This is a genomic window from Providencia sp. PROV032, assembly GCF_028484875.1.
GTDB lineage: Bacteria > Pseudomonadota > Gammaproteobacteria > Enterobacterales > Enterobacteriaceae > Providencia > Providencia rettgeri_E.
This window is the reverse complement of sequence record NZ_JAMPSX010000019.1, coordinates 34057-52009: the sequence shown is the minus strand read 5'-3', so window position 1 is coordinate 52009 and position 17953 is coordinate 34057. Positions and strand designations below refer to the sequence as shown.

13 protein-coding genes are annotated in these 17953 nt (G+C 41.3%); 5 read left to right on the top strand and 8 right to left on the bottom strand.

Annotated elements, in window-relative coordinates:
- Window positions 1-8: 8 nt before the first annotated feature.
- From PSF42_RS13605 to PSF42_RS13590, 4 genes are all read right to left on the bottom strand, one after another.
- Window positions 9-1193, bottom strand: coding sequence for a thiolase family protein (locus PSF42_RS13605; protein WP_125890610.1), 1185 nt, complete (start codon window positions 1191-1193; stop codon window positions 9-11).
- A gap of 9 nt (window positions 1194-1202) precedes the next feature.
- Entirely contained in the window at window positions 1203-1940 is a 738-nt protein-coding gene (gene fabG / locus PSF42_RS13600; RefSeq protein WP_272680213.1) for a 3-oxoacyl-ACP reductase FabG, read from the bottom strand.
- 26 nt (window positions 1941-1966) lie between these two features.
- The gene (locus tag PSF42_RS13595) at window positions 1967-3535 is read right to left on the bottom strand and encodes an acyl CoA:acetate/3-ketoacid CoA transferase (protein ID WP_272680212.1); all 1569 of its coding nucleotides are present in this window, start codon (window positions 3533-3535) and stop codon (window positions 1967-1969) included.
- 66 nt (window positions 3536-3601) lie between these two features.
- Window positions 3602-5119 (bottom strand): class I adenylate-forming enzyme family protein, encoded by a 1518-nt coding sequence (locus tag PSF42_RS13590; RefSeq protein ID WP_272680211.1) that lies wholly within the window; start codon window positions 5117-5119, stop codon window positions 3602-3604.
- A 493-nt stretch (window positions 5120-5612) separates the two neighbouring features.
- On the opposite strand from PSF42_RS13590, the gene yghU reads away from it, so the two are divergent.
- From yghU to PSF42_RS13575, 3 genes are all read left to right on the top strand, one after another.
- Window positions 5613-6452, top strand: a complete 840-nt coding sequence (yghU, locus tag PSF42_RS13585; RefSeq protein ID WP_125890614.1) for a glutathione-dependent disulfide-bond oxidoreductase — start codon at window positions 5613-5615, stop codon at window positions 6450-6452.
- Between the two features lie 652 nt (window positions 6453-7104).
- The gene (locus PSF42_RS13580; RefSeq protein WP_125890615.1) at window positions 7105-8373 is read left to right on the top strand and encodes a cytosine permease; all 1269 of its coding nucleotides are present in this window, start codon (window positions 7105-7107) and stop codon (window positions 8371-8373) included.
- 504 nt (window positions 8374-8877) lie between these two features.
- A complete protein-coding gene (locus PSF42_RS13575; protein ID WP_125890616.1) occupies window positions 8878-10284 on the top strand; it encodes a cytochrome-c peroxidase in 1407 nt (468 codons plus the stop codon).
- A 66-nt stretch (window positions 10285-10350) separates the two neighbouring features.
- Here the strand turns inward: PSF42_RS13575 and dmsD are convergent, their stop codons facing one another.
- The 4 genes from dmsD to PSF42_RS13555 all read right to left on the bottom strand — a co-directional run bounded on the left by dmsD (window position 10351) and on the right by PSF42_RS13555 (window position 14972).
- Window positions 10351-10983 (bottom strand): Tat proofreading chaperone DmsD, encoded by a 633-nt coding sequence (gene dmsD / locus PSF42_RS13570; RefSeq protein ID WP_125890617.1) that lies wholly within the window; start codon window positions 10981-10983, stop codon window positions 10351-10353.
- Between the two features lie 62 nt (window positions 10984-11045).
- On the bottom strand, window positions 11046-11897 hold the full coding sequence (locus PSF42_RS13565) for a DmsC/YnfH family molybdoenzyme membrane anchor subunit (RefSeq protein ID WP_248467139.1): 852 nt from the start codon (window positions 11895-11897) through the stop codon (window positions 11046-11048).
- A 1-nt stretch (window position 11898) separates the two neighbouring features.
- Window positions 11899-12516: a DMSO/selenate family reductase complex B subunit gene (locus tag PSF42_RS13560; RefSeq protein ID WP_102138125.1), complete on the bottom strand. Its 618-nt coding sequence runs from the start codon at window positions 12514-12516 to the stop codon at window positions 11899-11901.
- An 11-nt stretch (window positions 12517-12527) separates the two neighbouring features.
- The gene (locus tag PSF42_RS13555) at window positions 12528-14972 is read right to left on the bottom strand and encodes a DMSO/selenate family reductase complex A subunit (RefSeq protein WP_272680210.1); all 2445 of its coding nucleotides are present in this window, start codon (window positions 14970-14972) and stop codon (window positions 12528-12530) included.
- 531 nt (window positions 14973-15503) lie between these two features.
- Between PSF42_RS13555 and PSF42_RS13550 the strand changes: the two genes are divergently transcribed.
- Window positions 15504-16382 carry an SMP-30/gluconolactonase/LRE family protein gene (locus tag PSF42_RS13550; RefSeq protein WP_272680209.1) on the top strand — a complete coding sequence of 293 codons (879 nt, stop codon included), beginning with the start codon at window positions 15504-15506 and terminating at the stop codon, window positions 16380-16382.
- A 68-nt stretch (window positions 16383-16450) separates the two neighbouring features.
- Window positions 16451-17791, top strand: a complete 1341-nt coding sequence (locus tag PSF42_RS13545; RefSeq protein ID WP_272680208.1) for an MFS transporter — start codon at window positions 16451-16453, stop codon at window positions 17789-17791.
- Window positions 17792-17953: the final 162 nt, after the last annotated feature.

Sequence of the window (17953 nt, the reverse complement as noted above, 5' to 3'; positions counted from 1 at the left end):
AGCTTTTCTTATTCTCTTTCGAACAACATTGATATCCCTTGACCACCACCGATACACATCGTGACTAACCCGGTAGCAACCTGACGACGCTCCATTTCATACATTAACTTCACTGGCAAAATAGCCCCACTGGCACCTACTGGATGACCCAGAGCAATCGCACCGCCATTCACATTCACCTTCGTGCTATCAAGAGACAAATCATTCATAACTGCGATAGCTTGTGCTGCAAATGCTTCATTTAGCTCAATTAAGTCAATGTCTTTTACATCCATTTTGAGCTTTTCCATTAATCGACGGGTTGCTGGCGCGGGTCCAAAGCCCATAATCGCAGCTTCACATCCCGCGACAGCCCAATCAACGACCTTCATTCTTGGCTTCAGGCCACGTTTTTCCGCTTCTTCACGGCGCATCATCACTAATGCCGCGGCACCATCATTGATCCCTGAAGAGTTCGCAGCAGTGATCACACCATCCGCCTTAAATGCAGGGCGTAACTTGGCTAATTTTTCACGTGGTGTGTCCCGCGGATGTTCATCAGTATCAAAAATACGTGTTCCTTTACGGCCTTCCGGTATTTCTACTGGCAATATCTGGTCAGCAAAATAACCCGCTTGAATCGCTTTTAACGCTTTTTGCTGGCTATCCCATGCAAAATCATCCATTTCTTCACGGGTAATATTGAACTGTTCCGCAACATTTTCTGCCGTCATTCCATTGTGATAAGGCCCTTCTGGCCAAGTTAGAATGGACGTTAACCCATCTTCGAGCACATCATTCCCCATGCGGTAGCCATAACGCGCTTTGCGTAAGTAATACGGCAGCATCGTCATATTTTCTGTACCACATGCCACCACAACATCGGATTGGCCAGTCTGTAGCAGCATCATGCCATCAGCTAAAGCTTGTAATCCTGAGCCGCATTGGCGGTTCACCGAATATGCCGTCGTTTCTTTTGGAAGCCCTGCCCGCAGTTGGCAAATACGTGCAATAAACCCACTTTCGGCGATTTGCCCAACATTACCCACGATGACTTCATCAACATCTTCGGGGGCAATTCCTGCTCTTTTCACAGCTTCACGGATCACCACAGCCCCGAGGTCATGTTGATGTGTATTTGCAAAACTTCCTCCCATCGTACCAATGGCTGTTCTCACACCACTCACAATGACAATATCATTCGCTTGTTTCATTATTTCCCCCTATAGCACCATTCCGCCGCCAACATTGATCACTTCACCATTGATATAACGCGCTTTATCAGAGGCTAAAAAGGCAACACATTGGCCTACATCGCGCGGATCGCCAGCAAACCCCGCAGGGATCTTGCTGATCATGATATCCCACACTTTTTCAGGTACACCGCGGGTCATATCGGTATCAATAAATCCCGGGCAAATCGCATTTACGGTGACACCTTTACGGGCTAATTCACGGCAAGCCGTTTTTGTCAGACCAATAACCCCGGCTTTAGACGCGGCATAGTTGGCTTGCCCAACATTCCCAAGCCAACTGGCCGAGGAAATATTGACAATTCGGCCATGTCCTTGCTCACGCATTAATTTTGCGGCTTCTTGCATGCAGTTAAATGTCCCTTTTAAATTGATATCAATGACTTTATCCCAATCATCTTCCGTTAATTTATGCAGCATGCCATCGCGGTTGATCCCTGCATTGTTCACCAGTACATCAATCGCCCCAAAATGTGCTAATGCTTTAGAAAATAAGGCATTCACCTCTTCACGTTTAGCAATGTCGCAAGGAATGAAAATGGCTTGATGGCCTTGCTCTTGTAGCTGTTTTGCACTTTCTTCACCTGATGACATGGCTAAATCAGAAATAACAACTTTTGCCCCTTCTTCTGCAAGTACCTGAGCAATAGCAAAACCAATACCTCTTGCAGAGCCTGTCACAATGGCGACTTTATCTTGTACTAACATGGATAAATTCCTCTTTAATATTGAAACTACAAATACGAAACCAGACCAAAGGGGGCTTCTTCAAATAATGAAGAAGACATCACCTTCAAATCAGGAGAAATTTCGGGGACAAAGTCCATATGGGCAAGAATGTCACGTTCTAGGTCAACACCGGGGGCAATTTCAACCAATACTGGGGTTTCCCCCCCTAAAGTGAACACTGCACGTTCCGTGACAAAATGCATGGTTTGGTTGATATTTCGCGCGACATCCGCATTCCATGAAATTTGTCGTACTTGGTTAACTAACTTTCTAATATCCCCTTCCCGCACAATCTTTAACTGTCCATTTTCACAACGAATATCTAACCCTTTTGCGGTAAACGTTGAGCAAAACACCACGTGTCGCGCATTTTGGGTAATATCAATAAACCCACCCGCACCCGGGCAAATATTGCCTAACAAAGTCGCATTGACATGGCCACTGGCATCCATTTCCCCTGCCCCCATATACGTGATATCAACGCCTGCACCGTTGTAGTACAACATTTGGTCTTGGTGACTAATCATCGCTGATAGGTTACGGCCTATGCCAAAATCAATACCGCCAGCTTGGACGCCGCCCCAAATCCCTGACTCCACGGTGATATCAACGCGCTTAGTTGCATTTTCTTCCTGAATAATGGAGCCGATAACATCGTTTGGAATACCCGTTCCTAAGTTAATCACACAGTTTTCATATAGATAACGGCATGCAATTCGCCCAATCAATTTGCGAATATCCAAAGGTAATGGCGTAGTTTGTTGGACAGGGGTGCGAATATCACCGCATAGAGTTGGGTCAAAGAACCAGCTAGAGGATTGGCGATGATCTTCTTCAGGGTTATCGCACACGACAATGTGGTCAATAAAGCTTGCAGGAACAGTGACACGCTTGGGATGTAGAGTCCCTTCTTCAACGCAATACTTCACTTGTGCAATCACTTTGCCGCCAAAGCGTTTAGCCGCCAGTACCGCATGTAAGACTTCTAACGTCATCGCTTCTTCATCGGTGGTGAGGTTACCTTTACTATCAGCGTGAGTTCCTCTGATCACCACGACATCTAAAGGAATTTCTGGGTACCATAACCATTCCTCCCCTTTAAAATTCACTTTTTCAACTAAAGGAGGAAGTGCCAACGTTTTCGCGTTCATCCTACCGCCTTCAAGATCAGGATCGATGAATGTCCCTAACCCCACTTTGGATAAACGCCCCGGTAAACCCGCAGCCATTGCACCATACAAGTGCACCATTTGCCCTTGTGGGAGGCAATACGCTTCGACTTGGTTATCATTAATCATTTGCATCCATCGAGGCGCTAGCCCCCAATGAGAACCAATGATCCGTTTTACCATCCCTTCGTGGGCAAAGTGTTGATTCCCTCGAATACGGTTACATTGCCCTGCCGCATGAACGAGAGTGAGTTGATTTGGCGCGCCCTCGGATAAAAAGCGTTGTTCAATTGCTGATAAAATAGATTCAGCAGCGCTGGTTAATGTCATTCCCACAGTACAAATCGTATCGCCATTATTAATTAATTTAGCGGCATCTTGTTTAGAAATAAATTTATTATTCATGATAAAACCTACCTGAAGGCTAATATTTCATAGCCCCTTTTGATTAATTAAAAACTAATTTAGACTTTAGTTATTTAAAGAGTAATATCGTAATTTCAAATCTTTCTTACTTATTTTACCATTCCATGTTCTAGGAAAATTACGTGTAAATATAATTCTTACTGGAACTTTATACGTTGGCACCCTATCTTTTAACCATTCAATAATTTCTTTACTGGTTAAACATACTTGATTCTCAGGGATAATAAATGCAATGGGTTCTTCGCCATAAATGGTGCTTTCAATTGGGATGACAGCAACCTCATTAACACCTGGGTAATTAGAAATTAAATCTTCGATTTCAATAGAATATATTTTTTCCCCACCACGGTTAATCATATCTTTAATTCGGTCTTGGATATAAAGAAAACCATCATCATTCCTATAACCAATATCCCCTGTGAAAAACCAACCATCGTTAAATGATGTCGTATTTGCAGGGCTATCAGGCCAATAACGTTGGATAACAACATCCCCTTTTACCCAAATATTACCTGTCGTGTTAGCGGGTTTATCTTCACCTTTATCATCACGTATGGCCACTTCTAACCCAGGAATCGGTGTGCCTGAGCTCGCTTTCTTATCACTATAGCGGATATCATCTCGAAATACCGTGGCTGGTGATGATGTCTCCGTCAAACCATAAACAGAATGAATGGATGTTTTGGCAAATATATAAGAAAGCTCTTTAATGGTACCTTCATTTAAATGACCAGCTCCACAAGCAATTTTTTTTAATGAATTAAATCGTTCCAAATTAATAATTTTATTTTCTTTTATTTTTTGAATTAATAATATAAATACCGTTGGCGAACCATGTAAGAATGTTATTTTTTCTTTCGCAATTGTTGAAATAATATCTTTCGCATTAAATTTCTTCTGAAGATAGATTGTACCACCTATATGAATAAATAATGCCAAAATAGCGGAGAGCCCCGTAATATGATAAATCGGTACAGCCAAAATTGTTTTATCGTGCTCAGTTAACTTTAACGTTTCCTGATAGGCATATACGGCAGATAATATATTCTTGTGCGTGATCACCGCACCTTTCGGCGCTCCCGTTGTGCCCGAAGTGAATATCACCACCGCTGGGTCTTCTTCATTAACTTGGTTAATAAAATTAATTTCATCAGTAAGGGTTATATTATTCCACTGAGAAAGGCTAACTCCTTTTTCACTGAGTTGTGCCAACCATGGTTGATATGTATCATCCCAAAAAACAGCATCCGCATTAATACAAGATAGATGCTCTTTACCTTCAAACTCTTTCATTTTGGTACTCAAGGGAATTACCTGAATCCCAAGACCTACCGCGGCATAAAATAATTGGCAAAATTCAATCGTATTTCCCCAGCCAAGTACAATCCGGTCACCTTTTTTCAACTGCACGGTGGTTGTTAGCCACAACATTGTTTGGTTTACTTTCACAAGTAATTGGTGATAACTCCAACTTTGCTCTTCAAATACAATGGCAACAGCGTCTGGCTGCACTTTTGCTCTCTGTAATAAGCTTTGGTAGATGTTTGAATTTGGCACAAGCATGGACACACTCCGATACTGCTGAATATGACTGATATGCTATCAATGTATAAAATACACTCCGATAAATTAGTGCCAATCTTCACAAATTATTCACACCCTTTTTTTATTTGAATTAGTGATCTGCACAACCCATTTGTTAACGTTTTTTTATTTTGGCCTCATTTCACACCCTATTTTTTATGGCAAATAAACATATTTACCTTTTGTTATTACCAAACCATCCAAAAGACACAGAAATTCCTATGAAAAACTCGTTTTCCATTGTGCGTATAAACAATAACTCAGAGACACAGAGAGTTCGGGGCTAATACTTCGCAAACTCGTTTATTCTCTATCTGCTCTTGCACTCTGTGCTATTTAGCCCTCTCACCACATCCAATAAGGTAAAAAGAGTGGTGAATTCACTGGAGATTGCTACAGTGAGAGACAGTCATAATGAAAGAACTGATGAAAAAGCAATCGCCACCTTTAAAAATGGTTAAGGAGTTAACTCATGGCAAACACCCCTTATGTTCCACCTAAAGTCTGGCAATGGGAGCAAGGGAATGGCGGAAAATTCGCCAATATTAATCGCCCAATTTCTGGTGCAACTCACGAAAAACCTTTACCTATAGGTAAGCACCCACTACAGCTATATTCATTAGGAACTCCCAACGGACAAAAAGTCACTATCATGTTAGAGGAGCTGTTAGCCCTTGGCATTAAAGAGGCTGAATACGACGCTTGGCTCATTAATATTGGTGAAGGTGACCAATTCAGTTCCGGCTTTGTTGAAATCAACCCTAACTCAAAAATCCCTGCATTAGTTGATAGAAGTGGCAAAGAACCTATCCGAGTATTTGAATCGGGTTCGATTCTGACCTATTTAGCTGAAAAATTTTCCGCTTTTTTACCCGTAACTCAACCAGAACGTGCTGAAACCTTATCTTGGCTATTTTGGCAAATGGGCTCAGCGCCTTTTGCAGGTGGCGGTTTTGGCCATTTTTATGCCTATGCGCCTGAAAAATTTGAATACCCGATTAACCGTTTTGCAATGGAAACCAAGCGTCAATTAGATGTGTTAGATAAACGTTTAGCAGAACACAAATATGTTGCAGGAGACCACTACAGCATCGCTGATATCGCCATCTGGCCGTGGTACGGTGCATTAGTGAAAGGTTGGCTTTATGATGCCGCTGAGTTTTTATCTGTCCATGAATATAAACATGTCATTCGTTGGGCTGATGAAGTCTATGCACGCCCAGCCGTACAGCGCGGCCGCCGTGTTAATCGCCTACAAGGTGACCCCACACAGCAAGTACGCGAACGCCACAATGCGAGTGATATAAGTTAGTTAATAGATTTTTATATGTATCATTAGTGATAAAAGCACAAGTAAGTTAGCAAACACTTACATTGTGCTTTTTTTTGCATTTATTCCCTATATCTAAATACTGATACAATATTGGCTTTTGGTGGTTAGATAGCAATTATTTCTCATTTCCCTCCATCTTCTCATTATTAATAGTAGAGTTATATCACTTAATTAAACACTTAAAATAAACAATAAAATAACAATTAACCAACATTGATTTTGATATAAATCACAGATAAGCGATTATTATTTTCACAACAAAAAATAAATTATAATTTAGGGTTTTAATATCATCGAAAAATAACATTAATTTGCTAATTAGCACGTTATCTGTCACAGAATATAGCCTTTATTGAAAGCAACTCAACAATCAATGCATCATTAATGAATTGTTTTTAAATGGATTTTATTACCCAACAACTATTGATATGCTTGACCCACCACAAATAGTAATAAAAACACCAATCTATTTATAGAAGTATTATTTTATAAATGATGATTAATCCATTTATTATTCATCAATATTATTTTCTTTAATAAATAATATGACATCAATAAAAAATTCATAAAAATATATTTTTTATTTTTATAGGTACGCCAGTTAATTTTATTTAAATGAGGTTCACCTAATATGACAAATAATGAGAATAAACCTACCTTACTTGACTCAGAATATGAACATGTCCCTGTCCCTATTGAACATCGCAAAAGCTTTGCATCCGTGTCTGCTGTTTGGTATAGCTTCCCTTTAGTCTTAACCAGCGCTGTTATTGGTGGCGTTGTCACCGCAATGCTCGGTTTTAAAATGGGGGTCACCGCCATCTTAGTTGGGAATTTACTACTGTGCCTAGTAATTGGCTCACTCAGTTATTTAGCCGGAAAAACGGGTGAAAACTTCGCTATCTCTGCTAAAAAAACATTTGGGCGCCGTGGATATATTGCGGTTTCAGGCTTACTTGCAACTGTCGTGATAGGCTGGTTTGCTCTCATGGTCGGCCTAACTGGTGACACGATGTTTCGGTCATTTGGACAAAATTTATTGCTCATGACCGTTTTAGGGGGAGTATTGTATGTAGGTGCCACCTTTATTGGTATTAAAGCCTTAGCAATTTTAGGTTATATTGCAGCCCCTATGTACGTAATTCTTGGTGTTATTTCCGTTGTTATTGCGATGCAAAGCGGTTCATCCGATATTATCAATTATCAACCGGTTGTTGGGGCTGGAGCCCTCTCATTCGGTGTCGCGGTTACCATGATTTTCTCGACATTTACCGACTCAGGTACTATGACCGCCGATTTCACTCGCTGGGCAAAAAATGGTAAACAGGGTTTCTTAGCCGCTTTCACCGCATTTCCTATCTCCAAATTTTTTGCTGAAGTTATTGGCGCAATTATTGTTGCGACAGGCGTTGTATTACACCCGGAAGTCACAGGCGGCGATTTTATTACCATTCTCGCAAATGCTAGCCCATTGCTCTCCATATTAGCCATCATCTTTGTTTTTGTTAACTTAGGTGTCGGCTGTACGCATTGTTTATACAACGGTGCAGTAGGTTGGTCTCATATTACTAAAGGTAAAATGAGAACCTTAACGATCATATTGGGTATTATCGGTATTCTTGTCGCAGTTACCGGTATTTGGAATGCATTCCAAACTTGGTTAAATTTACTTGGGTTAATCGTCCCCCCAATCGCCGCGATTATCATTATGGACCAATTAGTGTTAAAACGAAAAAATGATGAATCAAAAAACTGGCAACCTTTAGCCTTTATCTCTTGGATATTCGCCTCAGGAATTGCCCTCATTGTCAATTCGTATGCGCCTGAACTCTCCGTCGTTGTTGCAGGCTTAGTTTCATCATCTATTATCTATCTTATTGGCCATAAACTGACTAAATAGTTAATTCCAATTGGGGGATATTTACTCTCCCCCAATATCCTTCCTGATAAATCACCTAAATATATCAATACATTTTCTCTTCTTTTTCCGCAACATGCCCCTTAAATAATTTATATTTTTCTTAATTCTATAATATGCATTTAGTCTGCAACAATTAAAAACTTAAAATTTTCGATTAGATTTACTCAATTTATTTTAAAAATAAATAAGTCATCATTTATAAATACCCGCTGATTAAATTGGAATAAAAATATTTTAAAACAGCAAAAAAAATGATAATAACCAACATAATCAATTTGATATAAATTAATTTCGGTTTTTATATTTTAATGTTTTTTACATTGATAGGTAAATCTTATTTCAGCAATCGCTTAAACCGATGGCCATCATTGATAAAAATCAAGAACCTCTCAGGCTTATTTATCCATCATAGTCCGGCTGTAGAATTATATTAATTAAAAAATATTTAAATATATTTGACCGCAATCTTTCAAGGATAGTGTAATGAAAAAACTTACTCGCATTACGGTCGCTGTCATATTTTTGCTTTTACTCGGTTATTTTGGGTTATCTGGATATGTGTGGTATCACGATAATCAACGAAGAGAAAATAATGACATTCAGACATCTAAAATTGCAGAAAATAATCAAGTCCTAAAATTCTTTGCTGAAAAAGGATGCGATTACTGTCACACGCCGTCAACTGATTTACCTGCCTACGCATCATTCCCCATTGCTAAACAACTGATGGAGTACGATATTCAGCTAGGTTATAAATCATTCAACCTCGAGGCCGCTCGCGCTGCACTCATCGCAGGAGAACCTGTACCGCAAAGTGAATTAAATAAAATTGAGTGGGTTATGCAGAACCACACCATGCCACCAACGCGTTATGTTGCACTGCATTGGGCCAGTAGCGTCAGTGATGAAGAACGTGATAACCTATTGAATTGGATAGCTAAACAGCGGGAAGAGCACTATGCCAGCCAAGATACCGCTGCTGAGCACCGCAACGAACCAATTCAACCAATTCCAAAATCACTGGATGTCGATGATGCAAAAGTCGCATTAGGTTTCCGTTTGTATCATGATGCGCGCCTGTCAGGGGATAGCACGATCTCTTGTGCACACTGCCACGCACTCAATGCAGGTGGTGTTGATGGCCGTAAAACGTCAATTGGGGTTGGTGGCGCCGTGGGTCCAATCAATGCGCCAACGGTGTTTAACTCCGTATTTAATGTCGAGCAATTTTGGGATGGTAGAGCGCCTGACTTACAAGCTCAAGCCGGTGGCCCACCATTAAACCCTATCGAAATGGCATCAAAATCATGGGATGAAATCATTGAAAAACTGGATAAAGACCCCGTCTTAAAACAAGATTTCAATGCCGTTTACCCAGAAGGGTTTACGGGTGACACCATCACTGATGCGATTGCCGAGTTCGAAAAAACCTTAATCACCCCGGACTCTCCGTTTGATAATTGGTTGAGAGGTGACAAAACGGCATTAACCGCGCAACAGCTCCATGGTTATCAGTTGTTTAAAGAGAACAAATGCGCAACCTGCCATGGGGGCGTGATCTTAGGTGGTCGTTCCTTCGAACCTCTGGGCTTGAAAAAAGACTATGAGTTCGGTGAAATCACTGCTCAAGATATTGGTCGCATGAATGTCACCTCTGATGAGCGTGATAAATTACGCCAAAAAGTGCCAACGTTACGTAATGTTGAGCTAACCGCACCGTATTTCCACCGTGGGGATGTCGCCACCTTAGATGAAGCAGTAAAACTGATGCTGCGCTATCAAGTGGGTAAAGAACTGCCACAAAAAGATGTCGACGACATTGTTGCCTTTCTTGAAAGCTTAACGGGTGTGTATACACCGTATATGCAACAAAGTGGGTCACAACAGTAAATATCAATATCTGATTGATATGAAAAACCAATAGCACCGCGCAAATAATAGCGGTGCTATTTTTATTTATAACGTATCTTTGTAAAACACCACTTTCTCTAATACAGGCAATGTTAACTGTTGTTGATATCCATCCAATGTTTCTTTTGCCAATATTGCTAATGCACGGTAAAAATCGCTGTTAGCCGAATCTATCAATACTTCGAGAAAATGTGCCGACCAAGGTAATAAGTGCCAAGCGAGCAACTCTTCTAAATCCGCTCTGCGATTTTGCTCAGCCAGCCAAGCCGCTAACATCAAAATCAACCCAAAATGGTCTTCAGGCTCTTTTTGTGTTGTCACTGGCTCAACACCTTTATTCCGCATCCATTGGCGCAGCTCAACGGTTGAATCACCAAAAACAATCTTTTCTTTGTCTAGCCAGACTGAGCCCCAAGGAGGCGCGGGTAAAGCATAAGGCCCGATAAACAAGCGCTGCCATGCTTCACTGAGTGGTTCGTTTTCCTGAGTGCTGGATTGCAAAAGTTGGCTAATTTTCGCTAAGGAAGGTAAAGCAAATGGCCATTCTTCATGCCAAGTTGGCTCTTGTAAAATCGCAATAATCTCTGCATTGTTTTCATTTTCTGGTGAGAAATAAAATAAAGATCCCAGAACCCGGCCTGTCACTGCCACGTGCTCAAGAAAGTGCGCTTCTTGCATATTGATTGTCTCTGAAGTTATCAGCGCAGGGAGACCAGCTCCTGCGCTGAAAGGTTTACCAATTAAGCCACAGCCATGCCGACTGTCATATGTAAACCATAGAATAGCCCACGACCAATAAATTCACCAACCAGTACCAATACGGTGCCTAGCAGTAAACTCAAAACCGAAGGCTGATTTTGTCGTACAATAGGCAAAATCCATAGCAGTAACCCAAGACTGGTCACCACGATGCGTATCACTTGTAAAACACCGAAGTCAGGGACTAAATCTACGGCTTTTTGTACAGAAGTGGCAATTAGCGCGATTTCTCCGCTTTGCAGTAAAACTGACGCGATAGTCACAATATAAGCGATAACACTAATAAGGGCTAATTTACCACTATTAAACGGAAATTTAGCCACTCGTAATAGTAGAGTGCCTAAAATTGGCCCAACAACAAACAGGGTCATAAAGAAGCCGATGGTGGTATGTGGCGTATTCCATGTTGGCACCGTGCTTATCATATAAACTCGAGTCATTGCCCAAACAAATAACAGCCCCATCAGCATGGTGATGATTAACCACACTTTGTCCAACCCTGTTGGCATTTTTTTCATTGCAGATAACAGCCACCATAGGCCACCCAAGGCAAAGAAAATGGAGCCAAACAGCACTTCGTTACTTAATGATGACGCAAACACACGGTTCATCGAGTTAAATGCACGCATCGGTGAACCCATATGCATCATGGATGCGAGAAAGCCTAAGCCCATCAACACCCATAACGCCAACATTGCATTCACAATGCGCTGTTTTTGTGATTTATCATCTGTCGATAACCAGGCAAGCCCTGTCACAATCACGCCACCTGCAATACTTTGGCCTAATACTGTAAATAAAATGAGCGGCCATTCGTGTAATCCATTGCCCATGTTATACCTCCCGAGGATTGGCTAAATGGCCTGTCGTATCATTGACAGGACGACTATTGGCATTGGGTTTAATGACAATATTAGGCTTGGTATAGTGCGCTTCAGGTAATGGCGCAATCTCTGCCAAATTGCCATGTTTTTCACGTAACTCTTCAATAGGGCCAAAGTCTAATGCACGCAGTGGGCAAGACTCAGCACAAATTGGTTTTTTGCCAACCGCAACACGTTCATAGCAACCATCGCACTTGGTCATATGCCCTTTTTCGCTATCAAATTGCGGCGCACCGTATGGGCACGCCATATGGCAATAGCGGCAACCAATACAGACGCTTTCATCCACAACGACAAAGCCATCTTCACGTTTGTGCATCGCGCCACTTGGGCACACTTTGACACAAGCAGGGTCTTCACAGTGGTTGCATGAAATCGACAAATAATAACTAAATACGTTTTGATGCCACACGCCGTTATCTTCTTGCCAATCTCCCCCTGCATATTCATAAATGCGTCTAAAATTCACAGCAGGAGATAAATTTTTGTAATCCTTACACGCTAATTCACACGTTTTACATCCTGTGCAGCGCGCAGAATCAATATAAAAACCATATTGTGTTGTCATGATTTATCTCCCTATACCCTTGCCACTTCAACTAAATTACTGTGTTGTGGATTACCTTTCGCTAACGGTGACGGGCGCTGAGTCGTCAGGACGTTTAGGCTTCCACCATGGTCCACCTTGTTTTCATCAGGCGCGTACCAAGCCCCTTCCCCCATGGCCACAACCCCAGGAATGATGCGTGGGGTCACTTTGGCAGCGATCTGCACTTCCCCTCTATCGTTGTAAATACGCACTATGTCGCCATCTTTAATATTGCGACGTTTTGCATCAATAGGGTTGATCCACATCTCTTGTAAACAAGCAGCCTTAAGCACATCAATGTTGCCGTAGGTGGAGTGAACGCGCGATTTATAGTGGAAGCCACTCAATTGCAGTGGATATTTTTCGGTGAGCTGATCATCATGGCTTTCAAAGCCTGGAGAATACATTGGAAGTGCTGATATCAAATCGCCCTCTGCGAGGGTCCATGTTTTCGCGATATCCGCTAATTGTGATGAATAGATCTCAATCTTGCCTGACGGGGTATTTAATGGGTTCGCAATTGGGTCTTCGCGGAAAGCTTTGTGTGCCACGACATGCCCTTGTGGGTTCATTTTTTTGTAAATCCCTTGCTGCTGGAATGTCTCAAAATCAGGTAGCTCAGGTAACTTTTGTCGTGAGATTTCATACAAATGGCGTAACCACTCTTCTTGGGTTCGCCCTTCGGTAAATTTCTCTTCAACCCCCATACGGCGTGCGATTTGTGTACACATTTCATACACCGTTTTGCTCTCAAAACGTGGTTCAATGGCTTGGCTAGCGAAAATCACATACCCCATATTACTGGCGGCACCATCCAAGCAAAAATCCATTTGCTCAGAAGCAGTGCAATCAGGCAGAACTAAATCTGCATATTTCGCAGAGGCGGTCATATGGTTATCAATCACCACTATCATTTCGCATTTTTTATCATCCTGAAGAATGTCATGCGTTTTATTAATATCAGAGTGTTGATTGATTAAACTGTTACTGGCGTAGTTCCAAATAAACTTAATCGGCACATCCAGTTTATCTTTGCCTCTAACCCCATCGTGAGTTGCGGTCATTTCTGGGCCGCGTTCAATAGCATCCGTCCATAAGAATACGGAAATACTCGCTTTAACTGGGTTCTCTAACGTTGGCATCCGCTCAAATGGAATGTCATAGTTCCCTTCACGAGCCCCCGTATTTCCCCCATTGATACCCACATTACCCGTTAAAATCGGTAACATCGCAATCGCACGCGCAGTTTGCTCGCCGTTCGAATGGCGTTGTGGCCCCCAACCTTGGCTAATATAAGCTGGTTTTGCGGAACCGATTTCACGCGCTAATTTAATAATTTTATCCGCAGGGATACCGGTGATTTGCGCAGCCCATTGTGGCGTTTTTTCGACACCATCATCCCCTTGGCCTAAAATATACGCCTTGTAGTGGCTGTTTTTCGGGGCATCAGCGGGAAGCGTTTTTTCATCATAGCCCACGCAGTATTTATCTAAGAAAGGTTGGTCAACCATATTTTCTGTGATCAGCACATGGGCGAGCCCCGCGACTAGTGCAGCATCTGTTCCTGGGCGGATCGGGATCCACTCATCTTCACGTCCCGCTGCGGTGTCAGTATAACGTGGGTCGATCACGATCATTCGTGCATTGGAGCGCTCACGGGCTTGTTCCAATTGGTAAGTAATGCCACCACCGCTCATACGCGTTTCTGCGGGGTTATTCCCAAATAGCACCACTAATTTTGAGTTTTCGATATCGGAAACGCTATTCCCCGCCCCGCTACCATAGGTATAAGGCATCGCACAGCTAATTTGTGCTGTACTATAGGTACCATAATGATTTAAATAGCCGCCCATGCAGTTCATCAAGCGGGCGATTGGGGAATTCGCTGGCGGCCATGAGCGTGCGACGGTACCGCCTAATGTGCCTGTTCCATAGTTCAAGTACACCGCTTCATTACCATAATCGGCAATAATCCGTTTTAGATTGTCGCTAATCAAATCGTAGGCTTCTTCCCAACTAATTTGTTTGAATTTACCTTCACCACGCGCCCCAACGCGCAGCATCGGGTATTTCAAGCGGTCAGGGTTATAGACACGGCGGCGCATTGAACGCCCACGTAAACAGGCTTTAACTTGGTGCTTATTGCCGTAAACATCATCACCGGTATTGTCGGTTTCGACATATTTTATTTCACCATCAACAATATGCATACGCAGTGGGCAGCGACTCCCACAGTTAACGGTACATGCGCTCCAAACTATTTTTTCTTCAGGTATGGCTGTTTTGGGTGCTGTTTCACTGGTATCAGCAACACTATTAAAAGGTAAACTTAGCGCTCCACTTGCAAGTGCGAGTCCCCCGACGGTACTGGTTTGCATTAGCTTCCTGCGGCTGATCCCCGATTGGAGTATTCCCTCAGATAATGCTTTACTCATAATCTGCCTCACTTAACATTGCTTCAGCGTTTTAAAATGGCTTTTTGAAATTTATTTTTATCTTTAATTCATTTATCTACTTTCAATGACCATTTTATCGTTAGGGCTCAGTAGGGCATTGTGCGCGATCAACAATCCAACACAAAAAGTATGGTTTTTATCTATTAGCAATCATTAAATAACATTGAAAATAAAACCATTCCAGTTTATATCATTAAAAATTAATTTAATTAAAATAAATATAGTGAGATTATTTCTTAAGTTGAGTTGATTTAACTATTTTAAAGCCTTTTTATTTAATAAATATTTTTTATATTAATAAATTTCGCCATTCGTTTCTATTGTGCAAATGAACAAATAAATTAACAATTGGCCGTACAATAAACACAGCTATCTTCACATTTTTTTAATAGTACTTCCCTACTATTAGGATTACCTCTAACCAATAGCCAATCATATATATCACATCGTATCTAAATTAATTAGATACATTCCTTCTAACCAATCGATATTATTAATAGGACTGTAAAAATGAAAATAAACGTATTATTAGATTTGAAGAATAATTTAGGAGAAGGCCCTGTTTGGGATATTCAACAGCAACGCTTATATTGGATTGACAGCTTAGATGGTCGCGTATTTTCCTGCACAGAACGTGGAACTGAAATTAAAAGCTGGGATGTTAGGCAGAAAATAGGTTCAATGGCTCTATGTAAAGATGGAAACTCCGCAATCGTTGCGCTCGAAAAAGGAATTCATCTTCTTGATTTTGCAACGGGTGAAACAAGCCTTATACACTCACCTGAAAGTGATAAATCTCATAATCGATTTAATGATGGGAAAGTAGATAGACAAGGACGCTTTGTTGTCGGTTCGATGGATATGCAAGAAGAGACCCCGTCAGGTGCGTTATATCGCCTAGATACGGACTATTCCCTACATAAAATTGAACAAAATATTATTGTCTCTAATGCGCCTTGCTGGTCGCCTAAAGGCGATACTTTCTATTTCGCTGATACATGGACAGGTGAAATATGGAAATATGATTATGACGGCTTAACAGGCAATATCAGTAATCGCCAAACATTCTGTACCGTTAACACCTCATCGGGTGGAGCTGCTGATGGTGCGACCGTTGACAGTGAAGGCTATCTTTGGAATGCCCTTGTTTATGCAGGAAAAATCGTTCGATATAGCCCTTCTGGCGAGATTGACAGAATTATCGAAATGCCTGTTAAGAAAGTCACCAGCGTCGCTTTTGGTGGTGAAAACTTAGATATTTTATATGTCACATCAATGGCAAGACCACCATTACCTCGCTTTCCTGAAGATGGCCAGTTACGCGGAAGTGTCTTCTCTATACATAATCTTGGTGTAACCGGTATTCCTGAAAAACGATTTGGGGGTTAAATAACGTTTAAATCACAAGCGAATATCTCTGGTTCTCAAATTATTATACTTATAAAAGAGCTGCAATTATGATTAAAAATAATGCTTCAAATAATAAAATATCATTTAAAAAAATACATCGTTTCTCGTGGGTCTCATTATTTGTTTGCTGGCTTATTTGGTTATTAAATGCTTATGACAGAGAAATGATATTAAGACTAGGCCCTGTTATTTCTCAGGAATTTAATTTAAGCCCTGAAGAGTGGGGGAATATTGTTGCTATTATTATGATAGCTCTCGCTATTTTAGATATACCCGGTTCAGTTCTCAGTGATCGATATGGTTCGGGCTGGAAACGTGCTCGTTTTCAAGTTCCTTTAGTATTAGGTTATACCGCTATTTCATTTATTTCTGGTTTTAAAGCCATTAGCCATAACTTAACCTATTTTATCCTATTACGGTTTGGTGTGAATCTTGGCGCAGGTTGGGGTGAGCCGGTTGGAGTAAGTAATACGGCAGAATGGTGGCCGAAAGAAAAAAGAGGTTTTGCTCTCGGTGTGCACCATACTGGATATCCCATCGGGGCTTTATTAAGTGGCGTTGTAGCAAGTTTTATTATATCTGAATTTGGGGAAGCAAACTGGCGATATAGCTTCTTTATACCACTCGTGGTCGCGCTACCTATTATGATTTTTTGGGCTAAATATTCAACCGCGGCACGAATTTCAATATTATATGAACATATTGAAAAATCAGGCATGACCAAACCCGCAGAAAGTAGTAGTACCCAAGTACAAAAAGGCCAAGGTGTTAAAATTTTTCTCGCCACATTAAAAAATAGAAATATAGCACTAACAGCAGGGAACACATTATTAACTCAGATTGTTTATATGGGGATCAGCATGGTATTGCCTTCCTATTTATATCATGTCTCTGGATTATCTTTAGCCGCTTCAGCAGGACTGAGCATCATCTTCACATTAACGGGTGTACTCGGGCAAATTGTTTGGCCTTGGCTATCAGACATATTAGGTCGAAAAAGAACCTTAATTATTTGCGGTTTATGGATGAGCATTGGTATCGCTTTATTTTACTTCGCAACGTCAATGCCAAAAATTATCGCTATACAGCTGTTCTTCGGCTTGGTGGCTAATGCCGTTTGGCCAATTTACTACGCTATGGCATCTGATAATGCCAATGACCAATCCATTTCTACTGCAAATGGTATTATCACCACATCCATGTTCATTGGTGGTGCCATATCGCCGTTATTAATGGGCTGGTTAATTAATCTTGGTGGAGGCTGGAATAGCTCTTTAGGTTATATTTATACCTTCTTTGCCATGGCTGCCTGCGCACTGCTTGGTGTCATATTACAGCTCTTTACCACCCACACACCACTATATAAAAACCATACAGCAGCCGAATAAGTCACCTTAAATAAGGCTGTTTAAACACATAAAAATCCCCTTAAACGAAAATTGACTAAAACGTTTAAGGGGAAATATAAAATATAAATTATCGAGTGAATATTTGTTCTGCTAACCGTAATTAAAACAATCCATTACGCAGTTAGGCCACCATCTAAGACC